General features: G+C 67.7%; 1 pseudogene. It reads right to left on the bottom strand.

The window, feature by feature from the left end:
* A pseudogene (locus tag C1631_RS25470) lies at positions 1-483 on the bottom strand (IS630 family transposase); the annotation flags it as partial.

A 483-nucleotide genomic window follows, 5' to 3' on the forward strand; every position in this document is an offset into this window, starting at 1 on the left:
TGATCGAGGAGGGGCTCGGCGTTGGCACCGGTAGCCACGGTGCCTGAGTTCTCTTCTAGGGGTCTGGCCATCGCCTCGGTGCTGCAGCGGGGCATGACCAAACCCGCGCCGACGCCCCGGGCCGGGCAGATCGCCCCGAAGATGTAGGCCGACTGTGTGCGCTGATCCTTTGGGGCTGAGGGGCGTGTCCCGCGCTTGGCCCAGCGCCGGGTCAGCGTGTTCTTCTGGCCGACACGGGCCTCGTCGCAGAACCAGACCTCTATCGGCTTGCCGCCGACAGCTTGCGCGATCTCCGCCAGACGGTCGGGGAAGTCTTTTTAAAAATGGCCGCGGCCTCCGGGTCCTGGGCGTGATGGCGCGGACGGGCCGAGAGCTTGCGGTAGCCATCGCCCGCAAGACCCGGCTCAGGGTCTGCTCGGAAACCGACACGCCGTGATCCTCGGACAGGATCTGGGCCAGATCGCAGAGCCGCCAGCGTACCAC

This window comes from Chryseobacterium phosphatilyticum (assembly GCF_002899825.2).
Lineage (GTDB): Bacteria > Bacteroidota > Bacteroidia > Flavobacteriales > Weeksellaceae > Chryseobacterium > Chryseobacterium phosphatilyticum.